Raw genomic sequence first — 22,539 nt, 5'->3', positions numbered from 1 at the left:
CCGCGCCCGCGCCCGCACAACCCCAGAAATGAGCACGATCAGCCCATGAGCGGCAGCCCAGGCCCGGCCCCCGAAGCAGACACGGCGAACGGACCACCCCCGGCCCGGCTCCGGCACGAGCGGACCGGTCTTCCCGGTACGCTCCGGGACCGCGCCCGCGGCGCCCTCCTCGGCCTCGCCGTTGGTGACGCCCTCGGGGCCCCCGCCGAGAACATGAAGCCCTCCCGGATCAGGGAGCGCTGGGGCCGTATCGAGGGCTTCGTCCTGGACGAGCCCGCGGGTACGGACGACACCGAGTACGCGATCTTCTCGGGGCTGCTGCTCGCCCAGCACGGTTCGGCGCTGACCGTCGCCCATGTCGAGGCGGCGTGGCACCTGTGGATCGCCGACCGCGACGAAGGGCCGTTCCGCGGCGCCGGGTTCAGTGAGCGCGGCACCCTGGAGAACCTGCGGCGCGGTCTTGCGGCTCCGATCTCCGCCCAGCACCGGCACGCGTGGAGCGACGGGCTCGCCATGCGGGCCGCGCCGTTCGGGGTGTACGCGACGGGGCGGCCCGCCGAGGCGGCCAGGCTGGTCGCGGTGGACGGCACGGTCAGCCATGACGGCGAGGGGATCTACGGCGGGCAGGCCGTCGCCGCCGGAGTGGCCGCCGCCATGGTGAGCGACAGCCCCGACGCGGTGGTGCAGGCCGCGCTCTCGGTGATCCCCGAGGACTCCTGGACCGCGCGCTCACTGCACCGCGCGGTCAGCGCGGCCCGCCGGGCGGTACCGGGGCCGGACGGTTCGCCGCTGCCGGTCGAACGCGCGGTGCGCTCGGCCGTCGTCATCGGCGGATACCCGTGGACCGATCTGGCACCCGAGGCGGTGGGCCTCGCCTTCGGGGCGTTCATCGCCGCACGCGGCGACTTCCGGGGCTCGGTGCTGACGGCCGTGAACATGGGCCGCGACGCCGACACCACGGCGGCCGTCGCGGGCTCCCTCGCCGGGGCACTCGGCGGCGAGAGCGGCATCCCCGCCCACTGGGCCGAAGCCATCGGGCCGGTACGCGGCAGCTGTCTGCCCGCCATGGCGGGACGCCACATCCTCGACGTCGCCGACGGTCTCCTGCCGCGGCAGGCAGCGGACAACACCGATACAGCGAACGACAACAGGCAGGCCGCCTCGTGACGACACAGCTGACCCGTCCCGCCGCCGAGCTGTCCGGCCGCGATCCGCACCGCCGGGTGGAGGGCCTGCTCCTGGGGATCGCCGCGGGTGACGCCGCCGGCTGGCCGGCCGGGCGGCACCGCGCGGCGCTGCTGCCCAACTGGACCCGCAGGCTCACCCGCGAACTGGACACCTTCGCCGAGCAGAACGCGACCACCACACTGCCGGTGCCCATCGCCCTGAACCAGCCGCCGGCCCCGCTCCAGCTGGGGCCGTCCGACGACGCCGAGTGGGCCACGTTCACCGCGCGGGCCATCCTGTCGGCCGCCACCGCCGGGCCCAGCGATCTCGCCCCGCAGCAGCGGGTGCGCTCCGCGCTGGCGCTGGCCTGGAACGCGCTCGCCGACGAGGTGGCCGCCGCGTCGGCCCGGGCCGACGAGATCGAGTCGGCGCTGATCCCGCTGCGCGCCCGGATCTCCGTACGGGCCGGTCTCGGGAATCTGGCGGCGGGGCTGCGGCCCCCCGCCACCGGCCACGACAATCCACACCACTTCGACGACGCCGCCTGTGTGCGCGCCGCGGTACTCGCCGTGGTGCACCCCGGTGACCCGGCAGCCGCCGCCGACCTCGCGGAGTTCGACGCCCGCTACACCCAGGACGGCGACGGGGTGCACGGCGCCCGCGCGATGGCAGCCGCGGTCGCCGCCGCACTGGGCGGGGCGACAGCCCCGGTCTGTGTGGACGAGGCGCTCGCGCAGCTCCCCGACGGCAGCGAGATCCGCCGCAACGCACTGCACGCGGTAGCGCTCGCCCGGACCGCGACGGCCGCCGGAACGGGCCGCCCCGGCAGTGCGTTCGCGCTGGTCCCCGTACTGGAGCACGAGATCGTCGACCACGTGTACAGCTACGGGATCGCCGCCGCCGAGACGGTGCCCGTCGCCCTGGCGATGACACTCGCGGCCGGTGGCGCGCTCACCGAGGCGGTGCCCACCGCCGCCTGTCTGTCCCGGGTCGCCGACTCGGCGCCCGCCCTGGCAGGCGCACTCACCGGTGCCATCGGCGGCGCCGGGTCCCTGCCCGACACCTGGCGGGACAGCTGCCGCACCCTCGTCGGCTGCGCCCTGCCCCAGCTGGCCGGCACCGACCTCGTCGAGGTCGCCGCACGGCTCGCCTCCCATCTGCATGTCCTCCCGGAAGGAACCCGCTCATGACCGTGCCCACCCCCTCCCTGGAGGACCGCACCACCGGAGCCCTGATCGGGGCGGCCGTCGGGGACGCGCTCGGCGGCCCGGTGGAGGGCTGGACCCCGGAGGCCATCAGCGAGCGGCACGGCGGCCGCGTGCAGGGCGTCGTGGAGCCCTTCTACAAGGAGGAGTGGCGTACGGCCCGGCCGATCGCCCCGTACCACAAGGGCGACGGGCACGTCACCGACGACACCCTGATGACCCATGCGCTGATCCGCGTCTACGAGACCGTGCGCGACCACCTCGACGCGTACGCGGTCGCCGACCACCTGGTGCCCGACCTGATGGGCACACCGCGCTGGATCCCCGAACTGGAGGCGGAGGCACTGCCGTTGCAGCGGATCTTCCTCGCCGAGAAGTGGATCGTGGCGCGGCTGCACTACGGGCACGTCGATCCGCGCGAGGCCGGCGTCGGCAACATCGTCAACTGCGGCGCCGCGATGTACATGGCGCCCGTCGGCCTGGTCAACGCGGGCAGCCCGGCGAACGCGTACGCCGAGGCACTCGACATAGCGGGCGCCCACCAGTCCAGTTACGGCCGGGAGGCGGCAGCGGTCTTCGCCGCGGCGGTGGCCGCGGCCTGCAAGCCGGGCGCGACCCCCGACTCGGTGGTCGGTGATGTGCTCGGGCTGGCGAAGGACGGCACCCGCGCGGCGATCGAGGCGGTCTGCGAAGTGGCGGCGGCGCACGACGGGTTCGAGTCGGCGCTGAAGCCGCTGCGCGAGGCGGTGGCCCCCTTCGACACGGTGGGCCCCGAGTACCGCAAGCCGTCGCTGGGCGCCCGCCGACCGTCGCGGCTGCACTCCATCGAGGAGCTGCCGGTGGCGCTCGGGATGCTGCTCGCGGGCCGCGGCGAGTTCCGTGAGACCGTACTCGGCTCCGTCAACTACGGGCGGGACTGCGACTCCATCGCGACCATGAGCGGCGCGATCGTCGGCGCGCTGTACGGCGAGAGCGCGGTACCCGCCGACTGGGCCGGCGAGGTCGCCACGGCGAGCCGTCTCGATCTGCACACTCCGGCCGCCGCGCTCGCGGCCGTCACCCGCGAGGTGTTCGCCCGCGATCTGGAGCGGCACCGGGAGCACGAGGCGCTGTTCGGCGCCATCGCGGGTGCCCGGTGACGGGCCCCGGTTCCCCGGCGCTGACCGGCCGTCCGCTGCGGCTGACCTGGGTGCAGCCCGAGGATCTGGTGGGCCACGAGCTGCGCCAGGCGGCGCAGGACGGGCGCGATCCCGCGGTGGCAGAGCAGCGGTGGACGGCGGCGGGCGGCCATCTGGCGCCGTCCCGCGCGGGTGCCTCCGCCGCACCCGCCACGTCGCAACTGCGGGCGCTCGCCTGCGAACTCCTGGACGAACTGGGCGCGACCGCCTCTCCGTTGGCGGCGGGCGAGCCGACGGAGCTCGCCTCGATCAGGGCACTGTGCCCCGAGTGGCCGGAGCCGAGCGGCGGTCCGGTGGACCGGGACGCCCTGCGCTCACGGCTTGAGGCGTCCTGGCTGGGCCGCGCCGCGGGCTGTGTGCTCGGCAAGCCGGTCGAGAAGCTGACACTGGACGGCATCCGGGCCATCGCCCGCTCCACCGGCAACTGGCCGCTGGACAGCTGGTTCACCGAGGTGGGTCTCGACCCGGAGGTGGCCGCCGCCCATCCGTGGAACCGCCGCTCGCGCCCGACCTCGCTCGCCGAGAACATCGACGGCGCCCCCGAGGACGACGACCTCAACTACCCACTGCTCGGACTGCTGTTGCTCGACCGGTACGGGCCGGACTTCAGCACCGCTGACGTGGCACAGCTGTGGCTGGACGAACTGCCGGCCGGCCGGACCTTCACCGCCGAGCGGGTCGCGTACCGCAATCTGCTCGCCGGGGCCGAACCTCCGGACACCGCCACGTACCGCAATCCGTTCCGCGAGTGGATCGGGGCGCAGATCAGGGCCGATGTCTTCGGCTGGACCCACCCGGGTGATCCGGGTGCGGCCGCCGGCGCGGCCTGGCGGGACGCGGTGCTCACCCATACGGCGAACGGGGTGTACGGCGAGATGTTCGCCGCCGCCGTGATCGCGGCGGCCGCGGGCGGCGGCGAGGACGTCCACGCGTGTCTGCGGGCCGGCCTCTCGGTGGTGCCGCCGGGTTCCCGGTACGCGGCCGCCGTGCGCTTCGGTATCGACCGGGCCGCCGCCGAACCGCTGGGAACCGCCGCCGCGTTCGAGTCGGTCGTGGACGAGCTGCACACGGCGTACGGGGACCACCACTGGGTGCACGTGCTGCCGAACGCGGCGCTGCTCGCGGCCGCGCTCACCCACGCGGACGGCGACTTCACCGGCTCCGTCTGCCGCGCGGTGTCCGGCGGCTGGGACACCGATTCCAACGGGGCGACGGCGGGCAGCGTCGCCGGACTGCTCGCGGGCAGCCCCCGCGCCGTGCCGGCCCGCTGGACCGCGCCACTGCGGAACCGGCTGGCCACCACGGTCGGCGGCCTGGACGGTATCGGATTCGACACGCTCGCCGAGCGCACGCTGCGCCATGTGCGGCGGAGGGGCAGGGCGGTATGAGCGGGGCAGCGGTACGAGCTGGGCAGCGGGGATGAGCAGGGCAGCGGAGGAGCAGCGACTCATGCACGACGACGACATCACACACCCGACGGACACGACGGACACCGCAGGCAGTCAGCCGTCCTCTCTCGAAGGGCTGCGCGTCCTCGACCTCGCGACGCTCTTCGCCGGGCCGCTGGCCGCGACCCTGCTCGGCGACTTCGGGGCCGAGGTGATCAAGGTGGAGCACCCCCGCAGGCCCGACCCCTCACGCGGGCACGGTCCCAGCAAGGACGGAGTGGGCCTGTGGTGGAAGCTGCTGGGCCGGAACAAGCGCAACATCACGCTCGACCTCTCGTCGCCGGGCGGCCGCGATGTGCTGCTGCGGCTGGTCGCCGAAGCGGATGTGGTCATCGAGAACTTCCGGCCCGGCACCCTGGAGAAGTGGGGCCTGGGCTGGCCGGAACTGTCCGCGGCCAACCCCCGGCTCGTGCTGGCGCGGGTGACCGGGTTCGGACAGTTCGGGCCGTACGCCCGGCGCCCCGGGTTCGGCACGCTCGCCGAGGCCATGAGCGGTTTCGCCGCCATGACCGGCGAACCGGAGGGACCGCCGACACTCCCGCCCTTCGGCCTCGCCGACTCGATCGCCGCGCTCTCCACCGCGTACGCCGTGATGGCGGCGCTCGCCGGGCGCGACCGCACCGGACGCGGCCAGATCGTGGACATGGCGATCATCGAACCGATGCTGGCGGTACTGGGCCCGCAGCCCCTCTGGTACGACCAGCTCGGCTACGTACAGCCGCGCACCGGAAACCGGTCGAACAACAACGCGCCGCGCAACACCTACCGCACCCGCGACGGCAGTTGGGTGGCGGTCTCCACGTCGGCCCAGTCGATCGCGGAGCGGGTGATGCGGCTGGTGGGACGGCCCGAGTTCATCGACGAGCCGTGGTTCGGGTCCGGGGCGCAGCGCGCCCGCCACGCGGACGAGCTGGACGCGGCGGTCGGCGACTGGATAGCCCGGCACGACCGGGCCGATGTGGTGAAAGCGTTCGAGGAGGCGCAGGCGGCCATCGCGCCGGTCTACGAGATCGGCGATGTCATGGCGGACCCGCAGTACAAGGCGCTGGGCACGATCGCGGAGGTTCCCGACGAGGAGCTGGGCACCATCAGGATGCAGAACGTCCTCTTCCGGCTCTCCGGGACACCGGGCGCCATCAAATGGGCGGGGCGGCCGCACGGCGCCGACACCGACGCCGTACTCACCGGGATCGGCCTGGAACCCGCCGACATCGCGGCCCTGCGGGAGTCGGGTGCGGTCAGGTGAGCGTGTCGGAGGAACTGCCCGCGCGCAGGCCGGCGCAGACCGTACTGACCTGGTTGTACGTACCGGGCGACCGGCCCGCTGTGGTGGCGAGGGCGCTGGCGGCCGGCGCCGATGTGGTGCTGGTCGATCTGGAGGACGCGGTCGCGCCCGACCGCAAGGCGTACGCACGCGAGGCCACCGCCGAACTCCTCGCCGACCTGGTCCCCGGGCCCTCGCCGGTCCATGTCCGCATCAACGCCCTGGACGGTCCGCTCGCTGAGGCGGACGTACAAGCCGTCGCCGGACTGCCGGGGCTGGCGGGGCTGCGGCTGCCGAAGGCCAACGGGCCGGCGGAGGTGCGCAGAGTGGCCGACTGGGCGGCCGCCGCGGGCCGGGAAGGCGTACCGCTCTATCCGATACTGGAGTCGGCGCTCGGTGTGGAACGTGCCTACGAGATCGCCACGGCCTCCCCGGCGGTGTGCGGACTGGCTCTCGGCGAGGCGGACCTACGGGCGGATCTCGGCGTGTACGACGAGGCGGGCCTCGCCTGGCCGCGGAGCCGCGCGGTGGTCGCGGCGCGGGCGGCGGGACTGGCCCCGCCGGCTCAGTCGGTGTACGCGGACGTACGCGATCTGGACGGGCTCGCGGCGTCCTGCGCACGGGGCCGGGCGCTGGGATTCCTGGGGCGCGCGGCGATCCATCCGAGGCAGCTGCCGGTGATCGAGCAGGCGTATCTGCCCACAGCGGCGGAGGTCCGGGCGGCGCGGGACATCGTGCTGGCCGCGTCCACCGACGAGGGGGCGCTGGCGCTCCCCGACGGCCGCTTCGTGGATGCGGCGGTGGTGGCGGGGGCCCGGCGCACGCTGGACCTCGCGGAGCGCCGGGGCATCTGAGACGCGGGGCGTCTCCCGGACGCGGACGGGTCTGAGACGCGGGGCAGGGAGCGGGCCGGTCAGCCCTTCTCGGCCTGCGCCTCCGCCTTGACCCCGGCCGGCTCCCCGCTCCCGGCTGCCTCGTCCTTGGCGTCCTCGTCCTTCGTGTCCTCAGCGTTGGTGGCCTCAGTCTCGGCGGTCTCAGCCTTGGCATCCGTGCCCTTGGCGGGCTTGGCGTCGACCTCGGCCTGGGCTCCCTCAGCCTGGGCTTCCAGGGCCGCGCCCGTGGCGGCGGGCTCGACGATCTCCTCACGGCCCGGCCGCAGCTTCGCCGAGACGACGAGATACGTCACGGCGAGCAGGAACATGACCAGCGCGGTCCAGTCGTTGAGCCGCAGCCCCAGGATGTGGTGCGCGTAGTCGACCCGCATGTGCTCGATCCAGGCGCGGCCCACGCAGTACGAAGCGACATACAGGGCGAACGCCCGCCCGTGGCCGAGCTTGAACCGGCGGTCGGCCCAGATGACGAGCAGGCCGACGCCGACGCACCAGAGCGACTCGTAGAGGAAGGTCGGGTGGTACGTCCCCGCGATCCTGTCGGGGCCCGCGCTGATCTTCAGCGCCCAGGGCAGATCGGTCGGCTTGCCGTACAGCTCCTGGTTGAACCAGTTGCCCCAGCGGCCGATGGCCTGGGCGAAAGCGAGGCCCGGGGCCAGTGTGTCGGCCCACGCGGGCAGCGGGATACCACGGCGGCGGCAGCCGATCCAGGCGCCGACCGCGCCGAGCGCGACCGCACCCCAGATACCGAGGCCGCCTTGCCAGATCTTGAAGGCGTCGACCCAGTCCCGGCCACTGCTGAAGTACAGCTCGTAGTCGGTGATGACGTGGTAGAGCCGTCCGCCGACCAGGCCGAAGGGCACGGCCCAGACCGCGATGTCGGCGACGGTGCCCGCGCTGCCGCCCCTGGCGACCCAGCGCTTGTTGCCGTACCAGACGGCGACGAAGACACCGATGATGATGCAGAACGCGTAGCCGCGCAGCGGGATCGGCCCGAGATGGACCACGCCGGTCGACGGACTGGGAATGAAGGCAAGGTTCATGGCACCGCAGACGCTACATGGCCGGGCGGGCCGTCGGACAACCCACCCGGCAACGTATGCGTAACAAGCCCCTGCCCCGGCGGGCTCAGGCCCCGGGCGCCGGTGAGACGGTGCCCGCCTTCTTGCCCTGGTTGGCCTCGGTCACCCACTTCTTCAGATTGGCGGGCGAGATCTGCTCGTTGCCCTTCTTGGGGAAGACCGACGAGCCGTTGAGCTCGACCGTCGGGGTGCCGCTGAAGCCGCCCTTCTGGAAGGCCGCGTTCGACCGCTTCACCCAGCTGTCGTGCTTCCCGCTGTTCACACAGGAGGTGAAAGCGGCCGTCTTCAGCCCCTTGACCTTCCCCGCCAGCTCGATCAGCTTGCTGTTCTGCGCGTAGGGGTCCTGGGTCTCCTCGGGCTGGTTCTCGTAGAGCACGTCGTGGTACGCGGGGAACTTTCTCTCGTCCTGCGCGCAGGCGGCCGCGTTGGCCGCGCGCAGCGAGCCCGTGCCGCCCATGTTGCTGTCGATGAGCGTGGCGAGGTGGTACTCGACCTTGAGCTGCCCGGAATTCTCCAGCTCGTGGACTGTGCTGCGGAAGCCGTTCTCGAACTGGCCGCAGGCCGGGCAGCGGAAGTCCTCCCAGACAGTGAGCGTGGACGGTGCGTCGCTCGCGCCCACGGGGACCGCCAGGGCGTCCTTTCCGGTCGCCCCGCTCGGCACGGTGAGGGGGCTGCTCGCGCTGTCACTGCCGCTGTCCGAGCCGGAGTTGGCCGCGACCACTCCGATCACCGCGGCCAGCGCCAGCACCCCGACCACGGAGCCGCCGACGATCATTCCCCGCTTGCGCCGGTCACGGGTCTTCTGCTTCTCGCGCTCTTCGATGAGCCGCTCTCGGGCGGCCCTCTTCGCGTCTCGGTTCTTCTCGCTCACACCCGCAGCAACGAACCGGGGAGGCACGAGCGTGCCTCCCCGGTCCCAGTTCCACCCGTACGAGCGACGGCGTCAGCTTCTGCGTACGCCCTTGGCCAGGTCGCCCGCCAGTTCGCGGACGCTGTCCAGCCCCGCGGCGCCGTTCTCCGCGTCGAGCATCCGCTTGACGAACGCGGACCCGACGATCACTCCGTCGGCGAATCCCGCGACCTCGGCGGCCTGTTCGGCGTTGGAGACCCCGAGCCCGACGCACACCGGCAGCCCGGTGGTGGCGCGGGTGCGCCGTACGAGCTCCTGGGCCTGCTCGCCGACGGAGTTCCTGGTGCCGGTGACCCCCATCAGCGAGGCCGCGTAGACAAAGCCGGACCCGGCCGCGGTGATCGTCGCCAGCCGTTCGTCCCTGCTGCTCGGCGCGACGACGAAGACGGTCGCGAGACCGTGCTTCTCCGCGTGTTCGCGCCACAGCGCGGACTCCTGGACCGGCAGGTCGGGCAGGATGCAGCCAGCGCCGCCCGCCTCGGCCAGCTCGGCGGTGAACCGCTCGACGCCGTACCGGTCGATGGGGTTCCAGTACGTCATGACGAGGATGGGCGCACCCGTGGCCTCGTACCCCTCGCGCACCGTGCGCAGCACGTCGGCGATCTTCACCCCGCCCTTGAGCGCGATGTCGTCGGCGGTCTGGATGACCGGGCCGTCGAGGACCGGGTCGCTGTGCGGGAGACCCACCTCGACGATGTCGGCACCGCCTTCGATGACGGCCTTCACCGCCGCGATCCCGCCGTCGACCGTGGGGAAACCGGCCGGGAGGTACGCGATGAGCGCCGCCCGGTCCTCGGCCTTCGCCCCGGCCAGGACCGAGCTCAGCAGCTCGGTGTTTCCGCCGCGCCCGCCGTGTTCGCTGTTCCCGCTCACTTGGCTGCCACCTCCGCGTCCGCGCTGTACAGCCCGAAGTAACGGGCAGCCGTGTCCATGTCCTTGTCGCCGCGGCCGGACAGGTTGACCACGATCAGCCCGTCCTTGCCCAGCTCCTTGCCGAGGTCCAGCGCCCCGGCCAGCGCGTGCGCCGACTCGATGGCCGGAATGATTCCCTCGGTGCGCGACAGCAGCCGCAGCGCCTGCATCGCCTCGTCGTCGGTCACCGCCCGGTACTCGCCGCGGCCGTTGTCCTTCAGATAGGCGTGCTCCGGGCCGATGCCGGGGTAGTCGAGCCCGGCGGAGATCGAGTAGGGCTCGGTGATCTGGCCCTCCTCGTCCTGGAGTACGTACGAGCGGGAGCCGTGCAGGATCCCGGGCTCACCGGCGGAGAGCGTCGCCGCGTGCTCGCCGGTCGCGATGCCGTGTCCGGCGGGCTCGAAGCCGACCAGCCGCACCGAGGCGTCCGGGATGAACGCGTGGAAGAGCCCGATGGCGTTGGAGCCGCCGCCGACGCACGCGGCGACGGCGTCGGGGAGCCGGCCGGCGCGCTCCAGGATCTGCCGCCGCGCCTCGACGCCGATCACCCGGTGGAAGTCGCGCACCATCGCCGGGAAGGGGTGCGGGCCGGCGACCGTACCGAAGAGGTAGTGCGTACGGTCCACGTTGGCGACCCAGTCGCGGAACGCCTCGTTGATGGCGTCCTTGAGGGTGCGGCTGCCGGACTTCACTGCGACGACTTCGGCGCCGAGCATTCGCATCCTGGCGACGTTGAGCGCCTGGCGCTCGGTGTCGATCTCGCCCATGTAGACGGTGCATTCGAGACCGAAGAGGGCGCAGGCGGTCGCCGTGGCGACGCCGTGCTGGCCGGCCCCGGTCTCCGCGATGACCCGGGTCTTGCCCATGCGCTTGGTGAGCAGGGCCTGGCCGAGCACGTTGTTGATCTTGTGTGATCCGGTGTGGTTGAGGTCCTCGCGCTTGAGGAACATCCGTACGCCACCGGCGTGTTCGGCGAACCGCGGCACCTCGGTGAGGGCGCTCGGCCTGCCGGTGTAGTCGACCATGAGGTCGTTCAGCTCGGCCGCGAATGCCGGATCGGCCTTGGCCTTGTCGTACTCGACGGCGACCTCGTCCACCGCGGCGACGAGCGCCTCGGGGATGAACTTGCCGCCGAAGGCGCCGAAGTAGCCCTCGGCGCTGGGGATCCGGCCGTCCGGATCCGGGATGAAGAACTCTGAAGGCATGCGTGATCTCCGCAGGTACGTAAGTAGGGGTACGCAGGAGGGCAGGGTATTGCTGAGCAGCTGCTCAGCGACGCCATCGCATGCCGTTGATCTGGCCGGGTTCGGACCCGATGTGATACCGCACCCGCCGCCCGTGCACGCGCCGTGCGGGCGCACGGCAGCCGCGGGGCCGGCACCCGCGCGCGAGACGGACTATGGCCATGGTGGTCAGTCCCGCCCGTGCCGCAGGGCCGGGTGGGCGCCGGCGGCGACCAGGTCGGCGACGGCACCCTTCGGGTCGCGGCCGGTGACCAGGGACTCGCCGACCAGCACGGCGTCGGCGCCCTCGTTGGCGTAGGCGATCAGGTCGTGCGGGCCGCGGACTCCGGACTCGGCGACCTTCACCACGTGCGAGGGGATCTCGGGTGCGACGCGCTCGAACGTGCCGCGGTCGACCTTGAGATCCTTGAGGTTGCGCGCGTTGACCCCGATGATCCGGGCCCCGGCTTCGACCGCCCGCTCGGCCTCGTCCTCGTCGTGGACCTCGACCAGCGGGGTGAGCCCGATGGACTCGGCGCGCTCGATCAGCGAGACGAGCGCTTCCTGCTCCAGGGCCGCGACGATCAGGAGCACCAGGTCGGCTCCGTACGCCCGTGCCTCCCAGAGCTGGTACGCGGTGACGATGAAGTCCTTGCGCAGGACCGGGATGTCGACCTTGGCCCGAACGGCCTCCAGGTCGGCCAGCGAACCGCCGAAGCGGCGCTGCTCGGTCAGTACGGAGATGACGGACGCGCCGCCCGCCTCGTAGTCGGCGGCGAGCGCCGCGGGGTCGGCGATGGCCGCCAGCGCGCCCTTCGAGGGGCTGGAGCGCTTGACCTCGCAGATGACCTTGACGCTGTCACCGCGGAGCGCCGCGACGCCGTCCTTGGCCTGGGGGGCCTTCGCGGCGCGGTCCTTGAGCTCGTCGAGGCTGACGCTCGCCTGCCGCTCCGCGAGGTCGGCGCGTACGCCTTCGATGATCTCGTCGAGCACACTCACGCGAGCGGCCCCCTTCCGGGACGTGTGGATGGATCAGGATCAGCCATTGCGATGGTATCCGTAGTAGACCCCGGGCCCCGCATCCGGTCGGTGCGAGTTCCGGTCCCGCGGACGCTCACGGGGCCAGGAAGGACCCCATGGGGAGGTTGCGCAGCACGCTGAAGACCAGGGCGACGCTGCCGATCCCCCACCAGAGGGCCGGAGGGATCGTGAACCGCTCGGACCGTCCCTGAACAGCGCGAATCAGCCACACCACCATGACCACGGCGAAGACGCCGTACCCGACGACCGCGAGCGCGTTGTCACCGAGGGCCGCCGCGAAGTCGCCGTGGGCGACGGCGTGGGCGCTGCGCAGACCGCCGCAGCCCGGACAGTAGATGCCGGTGACCGCGTACAGCGGGCAGACCGGGTAGTGGCCGGGGTGGTTGGGGTCGACGGCCCCGACATAGGTGAAGGCGGCGGCGACCGCGGCGAGCGTGCCGAGCGGTACGAGAAGCCTGCGGACGAGCGGCTCGGAGGCCGGGGGCACGGGGCGTCCGGGCGCCGGGAGCCAGGCCTGCGGCTGGGCAGGGGCCGGGGCGCGGAGGGCGGCAGGGGCTGCGTTGGGGTCCACTCGGCGATTCTCCCTGTTCGTACGGGATGGCGCAGCTCATACAGGAAGGCGCAGCCCGGAGAACCGGACTGCGCCCTGCCGGAAGGTGCTCGCGGAGCAGGCCGTCAGTGCTGCGCCTGGGCGGCCTGGGCCCGGGCCTGGATGCTGGCGTCCGACTCCTTCGGCATACCGAGGCCCGCGGCCTTCATAGCGAGCCCCACGACGCCGCCGATGACCACGACGACGAGTCCGGCGACGAACCCGATCGGGCTGGCCATCACCATGAAGGCGCCCGAGACGCAGAAGCCGATGAAGGCGATGATGACGCCGGTCCAGGCGGCCGGGGTGTGTCCGTGGCTGGTGCCCGCCATGAGTTGCTCCTCGTTGCTGTGTGTCCAGGCCCTGATGCGAGCCGTGTTCCGCGGTCGCCCGTCCCAGCCGTGGCCCGGCCGGGCGCCGGAAGCTCACGCCCATTGTCGCGCACGGCCACGCCGGGCGACGATTCGGGGGGTGAGCTGTCCGTCACGCTTCCCGCGTGGGGTCCTCGCCGCGGTCGAGCGCCTTCCAGATCTCCTCGGGCCGCTCGGGGTCCGGTGCGGTGCGCGGCCGGCGCGGTCGCGGGGTGCCGTCGCGCTCGTACCGGCTGGACATCGCGGGCCACTGCTTGCCGTAGCGGAGAGCGAGCAGGCCCGCGAAGAGGATCAGCAGGCTGCCGAACGCGGACACGTAGGGCCAGGCCGTGTGGGAGAGCGCCTCGATGGTGGTGGCGGTGTTGCCGGCGCTGGTGGCCGCCTTCTCGTCCAGTGCGGCGCTGTCGCTCGCCCCGGCGAAGGCCGCCACGGCCGCTCCGGCCCCGCAGACGGCGAGCAGGGCGGAGACGAAGACGCGGCCCGCGCTGCGTACCGCGAAGACCGCGACAAGGGCGGCCAGACCGACGATGGCGAGGGCCGTGGGCACTCCGGTGACATCACCCCCGTCGGCCGTCAGCGGCAGGACTCCGCCGCCGACCGGGGCATTGCCGCGGGCCCAGGTCTGCCCGGAAGCGAGCAGGACGACGGCAGCGCCGACTGCGCCGAGCAGCAGAGCGGTGGCAAGACTGCGGCGGCTGCCCGGGGAGGCTGCGGCCGGTCCTGCTTCGGATCGGGGCTGGGGTACGGCACTCACGTCCTCCACTATCCCCTACGCCCCGAAGCACCGGTGAGGCGGTTGGCCGAACCGACCGCGCGGAGCACGGCCGCCGCCTTGTTGCGGCACTCGTTGTCCTCGGAGACCGGATCGGAATCGGCCACCACACCCGCCCCGGCCTGGACGTAGGCGGTGCCGTCGCGCAGCAGCGCCGTACGGATGGCGATGGCGGTGTCGGAGTCGCCGGCGAAGTCGAGGTAGCCGACGCAGCCGCCGTAGAGGCCGCGCCGGGTCGGCTCCAGCTCGTCGATGATCTGCAGCGCGCGGGGCTTGGGCGCGCCGGAGAGGGTGCCGGCCGGGAAGCACGAGGTGAGAACGTCGAAGGCGGTACGTCCCCCGGCGACCCGGCCGGTCACGGTGGAGACGATGTGCATGACGTGGGAGTACTTCTCGACCGACATGAAGTCGACGACCTCGACGGAGCCCGGCTCGCAGACCCGCCCGAGGTCGTTGCGGCCGAGGTCGACCAGCATCAGGTGCTCGGCGCGCTCCTTCGGGTCGGCGAGCAGCTCGTCGGCGAGCGCCTGGTCCTCACGCGGGGTCGCGCCGCGGTGCCGGGTCCCGGCGATGGGGTGCACCATGGCGCGCCCGTCCTCGACCTTGACCAGCGCCTCGGGGCTGGAGCCGACGACGTCGAAGCCGTCGAAGCGGAAGAGGTACATGTACGGCGACGGGTTGGTGGCGCGCAGTACCCGGTAGACGTCCAGCGCGCTCGCCGTGCAGGCCGTCTCGAAGCGCTGGGACGGCACGACCTGGAAGGCCTCACCGGCCCTGATGCGCTCCTTGATGTCCTCGACCACGTCCTGGTAGTCCTTGCCGCCCCAGAGCGCGGTGTACTCGGGCAGCTCGGACGCGGGCAGTACGGCGGGCGCGGTCCCGGCGGGGCGCGCGAGGTCCGCCTCCATGGTGTCGAGCCGGGTCATGGCGTCGGCGTACGCCTCGTCCACCCCGGTGTCGAGGTCGTTGTGGTTGATCGCGTTGGCGATCAGCATGACGGTGCCCGCCCAGTGGTCGAGCACGGCCAGGTCCGAGGTGAGCAGCATGGTCAGCTCGGGGAGTTTCAGGTCGTCGCGCTCGCCGGGTCCGACCTTCTCAAGGCGGCGCACGATGTCGTATCCGAGGTAGCCGACCATGCCGCCGGTGAAGGGCGGCATCCCGCCCGCCAGGTCGCGCGGGGTGTGCAGCGCCTCGACGGTGGCGCGCAGCGCCTGCAGCGGGTCGCCGTCGACCGGGACGCCGACCGGCGGGGCGCCCTCCCAGTGGGTGGCGCCGTCGCGCTCGGTGAGGGTGGCGGCGGACCGGACGCCGATGAAGGAGTAGCGGGACCAGGTACGCCCGTTCTCGGCGGACTCCAGGAGGAAGGTGCCCGGGCGCTCCGCCGCGAGCTTCCGGTAGAGACCCACCGGGGTGTCTCCGTCGGCGAGAAGGGTGCGGCTCACGGGGATGACGCGGCGGTCGGCGGCGAGCTTGCGGAAGGTCTCCAGGTCCATGGCGGAAGTCTAGGGCGGCCGGGGCCCCTGACCGGCCGCTGTCTCAGCCCAGCAGGACGTCCGCGTCGAAGCAGGTCCGCTCGCCCGTGTGGCAGGCCGCGCCGACCTGGTCCACCTTCACCAGGAGCGTGTCTGCGTCGCAGTCGAGCGCGACCGACTTGACGTGCTGCACGTGCCCGGACGTGTCGCCCTTGACCCAGTACTCCCGGCGGCTGCGCGACCAGTACGTGCAGCGGCCGGTGGTCAGGGTGCGGTGCAGGGCCTCGTCGTCCATCCAGCCGAGCATCAGTACCTCACCGGTGTCGTACTGCTGGGCGACGGCCGGCACCAGGCCGTCGCTGCCGCGCTTGAGGCGTGCGGCGATCGCGGGGTCGAGACTGCTGGACTGCGGTGTGCCGGGCGTGCTGCTCATGGGTTCATTGTGCCGCTCCCGCGCGGCCCCGCGGACCGTCGTCCACTGGGCGGAACGGAGCGCGCGGCCGTACGCTGGCGGGCATGTCGACCCATGCCAAACGCGAACGACTTCTCCTCGCCGACCTGTTGGAGGCGGCGGGGCCCGGCGCACCGACGCTCTGCGAGGGCTGGAAGACCCGCGATCTCGCCGCCCATGTGGTGGTACGTGAGCGGCGGCTCGACGCGGCGGGCGGGATCTTGATCGGCGCGCTCAAGGGGCGCCTCGACCGGGTGCAGGGCGAATTCGCCGCGAAGCCGTACGAGGAGCTGATCCAGCTGATCCGTACGGGGCCGCCCAAGTTCTCGCCGTACTCGGTCAAGCAGGTCGACGAGGGCGCCAACGCCGTCGAGTTCTTCGTGCACGCCGAGGACGTCCGGCGGGCGCAGCCCGACTGGTCGCCCCGTGAGGTGGACCCGGTCTTCTCCGAGGCCCTGTGGCGGCGGCTGGAGAAGGGGGCCCGGCTGATGGGGCGCAGGGCGCCGGTGGGGCTCGTGCTGCGGCGCCCCGACGGCCAGACCGCGGTCGCGCACCGCGGCACGCCCGTGGTGACGGTCACCGGGGAGCCGGGCGAGCTGATGATGTTCGCCTCCGGCCGGCAGGACGCGGCGAAGGTGGAGGTCGACGGGGACGCGGACGCGTCGGCCAAGGCGATCGAGGCCAGACTCGGTATGTGAGCGGCCGGCCGCCCCCCGGGAGGGAGGCGGCCGGCCGACGGCGCCGCTACCTGACCGGGTGGCCTGCCTGTCGCAGTTCGTCCTTGACCTGGGAGATCCGCAGGTCGCCGAAGTGGAAGACCGATGCGGCGAGCACCGCGTCGGCGCCCGCGCCGACGGCCGGAGGGAAGTGTTTCAGCGCGCCCGCGCCACCGCTCGCGATGACCGGGACGGTGACGTGTGCGCGTACCGCCGCGATCATCTCGGTGTCGTAGCCGTCCTTGGTGCCGTCGGCGTCCATGGAGTTGAGCAGGATCTCGCCCGCGCCCAGCCCGGCCGCCCGGTGGGCCCATTCGACGGCGTCGATACCGGTGCCCCGGCGGCCGCCGTGCGTGGTGACCTCGAAGGTGCCATCGGCGGTGCGACGGGCGTCGACCGAGAGTACGAGCACCTGGCGCCCGAAACGCTCGGCGATCTCGCTGATGAGCTCAGGGCGGGCGATGGCCGCGGTGTTCACCCCGACCTTGTCCGCGCCCGCGCGCAGCAGCTTGTCGACGTCCTCGGTGGTGCGGACGCCGCCGCCGACCGTCAGCGGGATGAAGACCTGCTCGGCGGTGCGGCGCACCACGTCGTAGGTCGTCTCGCGGTTGCCGGATGATGCCGTGATGTCGAGGAAGGTCAGCTCGTCGGCGCCCTCGACGTCGTAGAGCCTGGCCATCTCGACGGGGTCGCCCGCGTCCCGGAGGTTCTGGAAGTTGACTCCCTTGACGACGCGGCCGTTGTCCACGTCCAGGCAGGGGATGACCCGTACGGCGAGTGTCATGACTGCTTCCCCCGGTACGCCTCCACCTCGACCTCGACCACCAGGCTGGGGTCGATGAAGCCGGAGACGATGATCATGGATGCGGCGGGCCGCACCGCGTCGAACAGTTCCTTGTGGGCGCGGCCGACCTCGTCCACGTCACGGGAGTGCGTGACGTACATCCGGGTGCGGACCACGTGCCCGGCGCCCAGGCCGAGCTCCTTGAGCGCGTCGATGGCGACGCCGAAGGCGGTGACGGCTTGTTCGTACGGGCCGCCCTCCGCGATCCGGCCGCCGGCGACCGCGGTGCAGCCGGAGACAAGGACCAGGCCGTTGGGCAGTTCCACCGCGCGGGAGTAGCCGATGGACTCCTCCCACGGGCCCCCGGACGTGATACGGCGTACGCCGTCGTCCGTGGCGCTTTCGCTCATGCCGCCACCGCTCGGAGTGCCTCTTCCAGGGTGAACGCCTTGGCGTACAGCGCCTTGCCGACGATCGCGCCCTCGACGCCGGAGGGGACGAGCGAGGAGATGGCCCGCAGGTCGTCGAGCGAGGAGACGCCGCCGGAGGCGACGACGGGCCTGTCGGTGGCCGCGCAGACGTTCTTCAGGAGCTCCAGGTTGGGGCCCTGGAGCGTGCCGTCCTTGGCGATGTCGGTGACCACGTAGCGGGCGCAGCCCTCGGAGTCGAGGCGCGCGAGCGTCTCGTAGAGGTCGCCGCCGTCCCGGGTCCAGCCGCGGCCCCGCAGGGTGGTACCGCGTACGTCGAGGCCGACCGCGATCTTGTCGCCGTGCTCGGCGATGATCTTCGCGACCCACTCGGGGGTCTCCAGCGCTGCGGTGCCGAGGTTGACCCGGGTGCAGCCGGTGGCGAGCGCGGCGGCCAGCGAGGCGTCGTCGCGGATACCGCCGGAGAGTTCGACCTTGATGTCCATCGCCGAGGCGACCTCGGAGATCAGCTTCCTGTTGTCGCCGGTGCCGAAGGCGGCGTCGAGGTCGACCAGGTGCAGCCACTCGGCGCCCGACCGCTGCCATGCGAGCGCGGCTTCCAGCGGTGAGCCGTAGGAGGTCTCGGAGCCGGACTCGCCGTGGACGAGGCGGACCGCCTGGCCGTCCCGGACATCGACGGCGGGGAGGAGTTCGAGCTTCTTCTGCAAGGCGGTCATCAGAGGGTTCCGATCCAGTTGGTCAGCAGCTGGGCGCCGGCGTCGCCGGACTTCTCGGGGTGGAACTGGGTCGCCGACAGGGGGCCGTTCTCGACGGCCGCGACGAAGCGTTCGCCGTGTGTGGCCCAGGTGACGCGCGGGGCGCGGATCCTGGCGTTGGTGACTTCGAGGGACCAGTCGTGCGCCGCGTAGGAGTGCACGAAGTAGAACCGCGCTCCCGCGTCGAGCCCGGCGAAGAGCTCGGTGTCCGCCGCGGCTTCCACGGTGTTCCACCCCATGTGCGGTACGACGTCGGCCTTGAGCGGGCCGACCGTGCCGGGCCACTCGTCGAGGCCCTCGGTCTCCACGCCGTGCTCGATACCGCGCTCGAAGAGGATCTGCATCCCGACGCAGATGCCCATGACCGGGCGGCCGCCGGCGAGCCTGCGGCCGACGATCCAGTCGCCGCGGGCCTCCTTGAGCCCCTTCATACAGGCGGAGAAGGCGCCGACACCGGGGACGAGCAGCCCTTCGGCGTTCATGGCGCGGTCGTAGTCACGGGTGATCTCGACGTCCGCGCCGGCGTGCGCGAGCGCGCGCTCGGCGGAGCGGACGTTGCCGAAGCCGTAGTCGAAGACCACGACCTTCTTACGGGCGGTCATGTCCAGATTCCCTGGATGCGCATCGCACCGGCGGCCAGGCACATCACGGCTCCGATGGAGAGCAGCACGATGAGGCTCGCGGGCATCTTCTGCTTGGCGAAGGAGTAGACGCCGCCGGCCAGGAAGAGGCCGACGACGATGAGGATGGTGTTGAGGCCAGTCATGCTTACAGGGCGCCCTTGGTCGAAGGAAGAATGCCCGCTGCCCGCGGGTCGTGCTCGGACGCGTAACGCAGCGCGCGGGCCAGGGCCTTGAACTGGCACTCCACGATGTGGTGGGCGTTGCGTCCGTACGGCACGTGGACGTGGAGCGCGATCTGGGCCTGCGCGACGAACGACTCCAGGATGTGCCGGGTCATCGTCGTGTCGTAGCTGCCGATCATCGGGGCCATGTTCTCCGGCTCGGTGTGCACCAGGTAGGGGCGGCCCGAGAGGTCGACGGTGACCTGGGCGAGCGACTCGTCCAGCGGCACCGTGCAGTTGCCGAACCGGTAGATGCCCACCTTGTCGCCGAGCGCCTGCTTGAACGCGGCGCCGATCGCCAGGGCGGTGTCCTCGATGGTGTGGTGCGAGTCGATGTGCAGGTCGCCGTCCGTCTTGACCGTGAGGTCGAAGAGGCCGTGGCGGCCCAGCTGGTCGAGCATGTGGTCGTAGAAGCCGACCCCCGTCGACACGTCGACCTTGCCGGTGCCGTCGAGATTGATCTCGACCACGACCGAGGTCTCCTTGGTGGTGCGTTCCACCCGTCCGATGCGGCCCACGCGAGTCATGCGGTGATCTCCTTGTGCAGTGTGCGTGCCACTTCGAGGAACGCGTCGTTCTCGGCCGGAGTGCCCACGGAGACCCGCAGCCATCCGGGGACCCCGTTGTCCCTGACCAGGACACCGTGGTCGAGGATCGCCCGCCAGGCAGCCGATGCGTCCTGGAAGCGGCCGAACTGGATGAAGTTGGCATCGGACTGCGTCACGTCGTACCCGATGGAGCTCAGCTCACCGACGAGCCTGTCGCGTTCGGCCTTCAGCTGCTCGACGTACCGCAACAGGGTATCGGTGTGCTCCAGGGCGGCGAGGGCGGTGGCCTGGGTGACGGACGACAGGTGGTACGGCAGCCGTACGAGCTGGACGGCGTCGACCACGGCGGGGTCCGCCGCGAGGTAGCCGAGCCGCAGTCCGGCGGCGCCGAACGCCTTGGACATGGTCCGGGAGAGGACCAGGCGGGGGCGGCCCTCGATCAGCGGGAGCAGCGAGGGAGCGTGGCTGAACTCGCCGTACGCCTCGTCCACCACGACCATCGAGGGGCCGGCCGCCTGCGCCGCCTCGTAGAGCGCGAGGACCGTCTCGGTGTCGACGGCGGTGCCCGTGGGGTTGTTGGGCGAGGTGATGAAGACGACGTCGGGCCGGTTCCCGGTGATGGAGCGCTCGGCCGCCGCCACGTCGATGGTGAAGTCCTCATTGCGCGGTCCGGAGATCCAGCCGGTGCCGGTGCCCCGGGAGATGAGGGCGTGCATCGAGTACGAGGGCTCGAAGCCGATGGCCGTGCGGCCGGGGCCGCCGAAGGTCTGGAGCAGCTGCTGGATGACCTCGTTCGAGCCGTTCGCCGCCCAGACGTTGGCCGTTTCGACCGGGTGCCCGGCGGCTTTGGTGAGGTAGCGGGCCAGCTGGGTGCGGAGCTCGACGGCGTCCCGGTCGGGGTAGCGGTTGAGCGTGCGGGCCGCCTCCCGTACGCGCTCGGTGATCCGGTCGACCAGCGCCTCGGGCAGCGGGTACGGGTTCTCGTTGGTGTTCAGCCGTACGGGGACGTCCAGTTGGGGCGCGCCGTAGGGGGACTTGCCGCGCAGTTCGTCCCGTACGGGCAGGTCGTCGATACCTGTCATGCGGTGGGCACCTTCCATCCGAACCTCGCCTTGAGGGCCGCGCCGTGCGCGGGCAGGTCCTCGGCCTCGGCGAGCGTCACCACGTGGTGGGTGACCTCGGCGAGCGCGTCCCGGGTGTAGTCGACGATGTGGATGCCGCGCAGGAACGACTGGACCGAGAGGCCCGAGGAGTGGCAGGCGCAGCCGCCGGTGGGCAGGACGTGGTTGGACCCGGCGCAGTAGTCCCCGAGGGAGACCGGCGCCCAGGGGCCGACGAAGACGGCTCCGGCGTTGCGGACCCGGGCGGCGACCGCGGCGGCGTCGGCGGTCTGGATCTCCAGGTGCTCGGCGCCGTACGCGTCCACGACCCTCAGACCGTCCTCGACCGAGTCGACGAGGACGATCGCGGACTGCTTGCCCTCAAGGGCGGGGACGATCCGCTCGGTGATGTGCTTGGTGGCGGCGACCTGCGGCGCCAGCTCCTTCTCCACCGCGTCGGCCAGCTCTGCCGAGTCGGTGACGAGGACGGCGGCGGCCATCGGGTCGTGCTCGGCCTGGCTGATCAGGTCGGCGGCCACGTGCGCGGGGTCGGCGGTGTCGTCGGCGAGTACGGCGATCTCGGTCGGGCCCGCCTCGGCGTCGATGCCGATCCGGCCGGTGAAGTACCGCTTGGCCGCGGCGACCCAGATGTTGCCGGGGCCGGTGACCATGTTGACCGGGGGGCAGGACTCGGTGCCGTGGGCGAACATCGCGACGGCGGTGGCGCCGCCCGCCGCGTACACCTCGTCGATGCCGAGCAGCGCGCAGGCGGCCAGGATCGTCGGGTGCGGCAGGCCGCCGAACTCCTTCTGGGCGGGGGACGCGAGGGCGATCGACTCGACCCCGGCCTCCTGCGCGGGCACCACGTTCATGACCACGGAGGAGGGGTAGACGGAGCGTCCGCCCGGCGCGTACAGCCCGACACGCTCGACCGGTACCCACTTCTCGGTCACTTTGCCGCCGGGGACGACCTGGGTGGTGTGCTCGGCGCGTCGCTGGGCGCGGTGGACCAGCCTGGCGCGCCTGACCGACTCCTCCAGGGCAGCCCGGACGGCCGGGTCGAGCCCGGCCAGGGCGTCGGCGAGGGCCGCTGCGGGCACCCGCACCTGTTCAAGCCGCACCCCGTCGAACTTCTCCGCGTACTCGATGAGCGCCGCGTCACCGCGATGGTGCACGTCCTCGCAGATCGGCCGCACCTTTTCCAGGGCGGCCTGTACGTCGAAGTCGGCACGGGGCAGCAGGTCGCGCAGGGCGCCACCCTCGGGGAGGGCGTCGCCGCGCAGATCGATTCGGGAGATCATGACACCAATTCTCTCAGACCGGTTATGGCCTCCGGTCGCCCGTATCAGTGGCTGATACACAACTGGCCCCCTGGCGGTGACCGCTAGC

26 protein-coding genes are annotated in these 22,539 nt (G+C 72.2%); 7 read left to right on the top strand and 19 right to left on the bottom strand.

The genetic code is table 11. The features are described from left to right. The first annotated feature begins 45 nt into the window (after nucleotides 1-45). The 6 genes from OG452_RS27185 (at nucleotide 46) to OG452_RS27160 (ending at nucleotide 7,116) form a co-directional block, all read left to right on the top strand. Entirely contained in the window at nucleotides 46-1,167 is a 1,122-nt protein-coding gene (locus tag OG452_RS27185) for an ADP-ribosylglycohydrolase family protein (protein WP_327298194.1), read from the top strand. Then, a complete protein-coding gene (locus tag OG452_RS27180; RefSeq protein ID WP_327298193.1) occupies nucleotides 1,164-2,357 on the top strand; it encodes an ADP-ribosylglycohydrolase family protein in 1,194 nt (397 codons plus the stop codon). The genes OG452_RS27185 and OG452_RS27180 overlap by 4 nt, the downstream gene beginning before the upstream one ends. Continuing rightward, entirely contained in the window at nucleotides 2,354-3,511 is a 1,158-nt protein-coding gene (locus OG452_RS27175) for an ADP-ribosylglycohydrolase family protein (RefSeq protein ID WP_327298192.1), read from the top strand. Before OG452_RS27180 ends, OG452_RS27175 begins: the two co-directional genes overlap by 4 nt. Then, nucleotides 3,508-4,938: an ADP-ribosylglycohydrolase family protein gene (locus OG452_RS27170; protein WP_327298191.1), complete on the top strand. Its 1,431-nt coding sequence runs from the start codon at nucleotides 3,508-3,510 to the stop codon at nucleotides 4,936-4,938. The genes OG452_RS27175 and OG452_RS27170 overlap by 4 nt, the downstream gene beginning before the upstream one ends. A 61-nt stretch (nucleotides 4,939-4,999) precedes the next feature. Beyond that, complete coding sequence (locus OG452_RS27165) at nucleotides 5,000-6,244, top strand: CaiB/BaiF CoA transferase family protein (RefSeq protein ID WP_327298190.1); 1,245 nt, start codon at nucleotides 5,000-5,002, stop codon at nucleotides 6,242-6,244. Then, complete coding sequence (locus OG452_RS27160; RefSeq protein WP_327298189.1) at nucleotides 6,241-7,116, top strand: HpcH/HpaI aldolase/citrate lyase family protein; 876 nt, start codon at nucleotides 6,241-6,243, stop codon at nucleotides 7,114-7,116. Before OG452_RS27165 ends, OG452_RS27160 begins: the two co-directional genes overlap by 4 nt. Before the next feature lie 59 nt (nucleotides 7,117-7,175). Here OG452_RS27160 and lgt read toward each other — a convergent pair whose 3' ends face one another. From lgt to hisI, 11 genes are all read right to left on the bottom strand, one after another. Further along, a complete protein-coding gene (lgt, locus tag OG452_RS27155; RefSeq protein WP_327298188.1) occupies nucleotides 7,176-8,195 on the bottom strand; it encodes a prolipoprotein diacylglyceryl transferase in 1,020 nt (339 codons plus the stop codon). An 85-nt stretch (nucleotides 8,196-8,280) separates the two neighbouring features. Beyond that, nucleotides 8,281-9,105: a DsbA family protein gene (locus OG452_RS27150; protein ID WP_327298187.1), complete on the bottom strand. Its 825-nt coding sequence runs from the start codon at nucleotides 9,103-9,105 to the stop codon at nucleotides 8,281-8,283. A gap of 72 nt (nucleotides 9,106-9,177) precedes the next feature. Next, complete coding sequence (gene trpA / locus OG452_RS27145; protein WP_327298186.1) at nucleotides 9,178-10,017, bottom strand: tryptophan synthase subunit alpha; 840 nt, start codon at nucleotides 10,015-10,017, stop codon at nucleotides 9,178-9,180. Beyond that, nucleotides 10,014-11,261: a tryptophan synthase subunit beta gene (gene trpB / locus OG452_RS27140; protein ID WP_327298185.1), complete on the bottom strand. Its 1,248-nt coding sequence runs from the start codon at nucleotides 11,259-11,261 to the stop codon at nucleotides 10,014-10,016. The genes trpA and trpB overlap by 4 nt, the downstream gene beginning before the upstream one ends. A gap of 64 nt (nucleotides 11,262-11,325) precedes the next feature. Further along, nucleotides 11,326-11,472, bottom strand: a complete 147-nt coding sequence (trpM, locus tag OG452_RS35490) for a tryptophan biosynthesis modulator TrpM (protein WP_405565297.1) — start codon at nucleotides 11,470-11,472, stop codon at nucleotides 11,326-11,328. Beyond that, the gene (trpC, locus tag OG452_RS27135) at nucleotides 11,469-12,278 is read right to left on the bottom strand and encodes an indole-3-glycerol phosphate synthase TrpC (RefSeq protein ID WP_327298184.1); all 810 of its coding nucleotides are present in this window, start codon (nucleotides 12,276-12,278) and stop codon (nucleotides 11,469-11,471) included. Before trpC ends, trpM begins: the two co-directional genes overlap by 4 nt. A gap of 115 nt (nucleotides 12,279-12,393) precedes the next feature. Then, the gene (locus OG452_RS27130) at nucleotides 12,394-12,891 is read right to left on the bottom strand and encodes a DUF2752 domain-containing protein (protein WP_442810097.1); all 498 of its coding nucleotides are present in this window, start codon (nucleotides 12,889-12,891) and stop codon (nucleotides 12,394-12,396) included. Between the two features lie 104 nt (nucleotides 12,892-12,995). Next, nucleotides 12,996-13,241 carry an HGxxPAAW family protein gene (locus OG452_RS27125; protein WP_327298183.1) on the bottom strand — a complete coding sequence of 82 codons (246 nt, stop codon included), beginning with the start codon at nucleotides 13,239-13,241 and terminating at the stop codon, nucleotides 12,996-12,998. A 151-nt stretch (nucleotides 13,242-13,392) separates the two neighbouring features. Next, nucleotides 13,393-14,043 carry a TIGR02234 family membrane protein gene (locus tag OG452_RS27120; protein WP_327298182.1) on the bottom strand — a complete coding sequence of 217 codons (651 nt, stop codon included), beginning with the start codon at nucleotides 14,041-14,043 and terminating at the stop codon, nucleotides 13,393-13,395. Further along, complete coding sequence (locus tag OG452_RS27115) at nucleotides 14,043-15,545, bottom strand: anthranilate synthase component I (protein WP_327298181.1); 1,503 nt, start codon at nucleotides 15,543-15,545, stop codon at nucleotides 14,043-14,045. The genes OG452_RS27120 and OG452_RS27115 overlap by 1 nt, the downstream gene beginning before the upstream one ends. A 43-nt stretch (nucleotides 15,546-15,588) precedes the next feature. Continuing rightward, nucleotides 15,589-15,957, bottom strand: a complete 369-nt coding sequence (hisI, locus tag OG452_RS27110; protein ID WP_327298180.1) for a phosphoribosyl-AMP cyclohydrolase — start codon at nucleotides 15,955-15,957, stop codon at nucleotides 15,589-15,591. An 83-nt stretch (nucleotides 15,958-16,040) separates the two neighbouring features. Here hisI and OG452_RS27105 point away from each other — a divergent pair, with 83 nt between their 5' ends. Further along, a complete protein-coding gene (locus OG452_RS27105) occupies nucleotides 16,041-16,673 on the top strand; it encodes a TIGR03085 family metal-binding protein (protein ID WP_327298179.1) in 633 nt (210 codons plus the stop codon). A 46-nt stretch (nucleotides 16,674-16,719) separates the two neighbouring features. On the opposite strand, the gene hisF is transcribed toward OG452_RS27105, so the two are convergent. From hisF to hisD, 8 genes are read right to left on the bottom strand one after another with little or no spacing between them, the layout of a single operon-like run. Next, entirely contained in the window at nucleotides 16,720-17,475 is a 756-nt protein-coding gene (hisF, locus tag OG452_RS27100; RefSeq protein WP_327298178.1) for an imidazole glycerol phosphate synthase subunit HisF, read from the bottom strand. Then, nucleotides 17,472-17,885 (bottom strand): RidA family protein, encoded by a 414-nt coding sequence (locus tag OG452_RS27095; protein WP_327298177.1) that lies wholly within the window; start codon nucleotides 17,883-17,885, stop codon nucleotides 17,472-17,474. The genes hisF and OG452_RS27095 overlap by 4 nt, the downstream gene beginning before the upstream one ends. Further along, nucleotides 17,882-18,619, bottom strand: coding sequence for a bifunctional 1-(5-phosphoribosyl)-5-((5-phosphoribosylamino)methylideneamino)imidazole-4-carboxamide isomerase/phosphoribosylanthranilate isomerase PriA (priA, locus tag OG452_RS27090; RefSeq protein WP_327298176.1), 738 nt, complete (start codon nucleotides 18,617-18,619; stop codon nucleotides 17,882-17,884). The genes OG452_RS27095 and priA overlap by 4 nt, the downstream gene beginning before the upstream one ends. Next, entirely contained in the window at nucleotides 18,619-19,260 is a 642-nt protein-coding gene (hisH, locus tag OG452_RS27085) for an imidazole glycerol phosphate synthase subunit HisH (protein ID WP_405560507.1), read from the bottom strand. Before hisH ends, priA begins: the two co-directional genes overlap by 1 nt. Then, complete coding sequence (locus OG452_RS27080) at nucleotides 19,257-19,424, bottom strand: hypothetical protein (RefSeq protein WP_327298175.1); 168 nt, start codon at nucleotides 19,422-19,424, stop codon at nucleotides 19,257-19,259. Before OG452_RS27080 ends, hisH begins: the two co-directional genes overlap by 4 nt. A 2-nt stretch (nucleotides 19,425-19,426) precedes the next feature. After that, a complete protein-coding gene (hisB, locus tag OG452_RS27075) occupies nucleotides 19,427-20,020 on the bottom strand; it encodes an imidazoleglycerol-phosphate dehydratase HisB (RefSeq protein ID WP_327299800.1) in 594 nt (197 codons plus the stop codon). A gap of 5 nt (nucleotides 20,021-20,025) precedes the next feature. Continuing rightward, nucleotides 20,026-21,132: a histidinol-phosphate transaminase gene (locus OG452_RS27070; RefSeq protein WP_327298174.1), complete on the bottom strand. Its 1,107-nt coding sequence runs from the start codon at nucleotides 21,130-21,132 to the stop codon at nucleotides 20,026-20,028. After that, a complete protein-coding gene (gene hisD, locus OG452_RS27065; protein WP_327298173.1) occupies nucleotides 21,129-22,451 on the bottom strand; it encodes a histidinol dehydrogenase in 1,323 nt (440 codons plus the stop codon). The genes OG452_RS27070 and hisD overlap by 4 nt, the downstream gene beginning before the upstream one ends. Between the last annotated feature and the right edge of the window lie 88 nt (nucleotides 22,452-22,539).

This window comes from Streptomyces sp. NBC_01197 (assembly GCF_036010505.1).
In the GTDB taxonomy this organism is placed as follows: domain Bacteria; phylum Actinomycetota; class Actinomycetes; order Streptomycetales; family Streptomycetaceae; genus Streptomyces.
Note: the sequence above shows the minus strand (reverse complement) of the source record. Positions and strands in the feature narration are given on the sequence as shown.

What these genes read in the sequence shown, in the direction of transcription:
- hisH (WP_405560507.1), bottom strand. Translation starts at nt 19,260, where the DNA reads ATGACCGCCCGTAAGAAGGTCGTGGTCTTCGACTACGGCTTCGGCAAC.
- priA (WP_327298176.1), bottom strand. Translation starts at nt 18,619, where the DNA reads ATGACCGCCTTGCAGAAGAAGCTCGAACTCCTCCCCGCCGTCGATGTC.
- OG452_RS27125 (WP_327298183.1), bottom strand. Translation starts at nt 13,241, where the DNA reads ATGGCGGGCACCAGCCACGGACACACCCCGGCCGCCTGGACCGGCGTC.
- OG452_RS27095 (WP_327298177.1), bottom strand. Translation starts at nt 17,885, where the DNA reads ATGAGCGAAAGCGCCACGGACGACGGCGTACGCCGTATCACGTCCGGG.
- lgt (WP_327298188.1), bottom strand. Translation starts at nt 8,195, where the DNA reads ATGAACCTTGCCTTCATTCCCAGTCCGTCGACCGGCGTGGTCCATCTC.
- OG452_RS27165 (WP_327298190.1), top strand. Translation starts at nt 5,000, where the DNA reads ATGCACGACGACGACATCACACACCCGACGGACACGACGGACACCGCA.
- OG452_RS27185 (WP_327298194.1), top strand. Translation starts at nt 46, where the DNA reads ATGAGCGGCAGCCCAGGCCCGGCCCCCGAAGCAGACACGGCGAACGGA.
- hisF (WP_327298178.1), bottom strand. Translation starts at nt 17,475, where the DNA reads ATGACACTCGCCGTACGGGTCATCCCCTGCCTGGACGTGGACAACGGC.
- OG452_RS27115 (WP_327298181.1), bottom strand. Translation starts at nt 15,545, where the DNA reads ATGGACCTGGAGACCTTCCGCAAGCTCGCCGCCGACCGCCGCGTCATC.
- OG452_RS27080 (WP_327298175.1), bottom strand. Translation starts at nt 19,424, where the DNA reads ATGACTGGCCTCAACACCATCCTCATCGTCGTCGGCCTCTTCCTGGCC.
- OG452_RS27070 (WP_327298174.1), bottom strand. Translation starts at nt 21,132, where the DNA reads ATGACAGGTATCGACGACCTGCCCGTACGGGACGAACTGCGCGGCAAG.
- hisI (WP_327298180.1), bottom strand. Translation starts at nt 15,957, where the DNA reads ATGAGCAGCACGCCCGGCACACCGCAGTCCAGCAGTCTCGACCCCGCG.
- OG452_RS27105 (WP_327298179.1), top strand. Translation starts at nt 16,041, where the DNA reads ATGTCGACCCATGCCAAACGCGAACGACTTCTCCTCGCCGACCTGTTG.
- trpB (WP_327298185.1), bottom strand. Translation starts at nt 11,261, where the DNA reads ATGCCTTCAGAGTTCTTCATCCCGGATCCGGACGGCCGGATCCCCAGC.
- hisD (WP_327298173.1), bottom strand. Translation starts at nt 22,451, where the DNA reads ATGATCTCCCGAATCGATCTGCGCGGCGACGCCCTCCCCGAGGGTGGC.
- OG452_RS27175 (WP_327298192.1), top strand. Translation starts at nt 2,354, where the DNA reads ATGACCGTGCCCACCCCCTCCCTGGAGGACCGCACCACCGGAGCCCTG.